Annotated in this window: 1 rRNA gene; it reads right to left on the bottom strand. The window is 38.9% G+C overall.

Annotated features, from left to right (window positions below):
- Nucleotides 1–115: 115 nt before the first annotated feature.
- Nucleotides 116–247 (bottom strand): 16S ribosomal RNA (locus CWB85_RS22690); the annotation flags it as partial.

Here is a 247-nt window from a genome sequence, read left to right as displayed (position 1 = left end):
GAATTTTATTATCAGCTTTTCCAAATTTTTAAAGAGCATATTAATTAGTAAGCTTTCGCTTTCTAACTAACAATCATCTGTGTGGACACTTCGAACAAATAAGTTCTAAATCGTATAAGGAGGTGATCCAGCCCCAGGTTCCCCTAGGGCTACCTTGTTACTACTTAACCCCAGTCATGAATCACTCCTTGGTAAACGTCCTCCCTATGGTTATACTATCTACTTCTGGATCAACCCACTCCCAATT

It is taken from the genome of Pseudoalteromonas sp. S1727, from assembly GCF_005886375.1.
GTDB lineage: Bacteria > Pseudomonadota > Gammaproteobacteria > Enterobacterales > Alteromonadaceae > Pseudoalteromonas > Pseudoalteromonas haloplanktis.
Note: the sequence above shows the minus strand (reverse complement) of the source record. Positions and strands in the feature narration are given on the sequence as shown.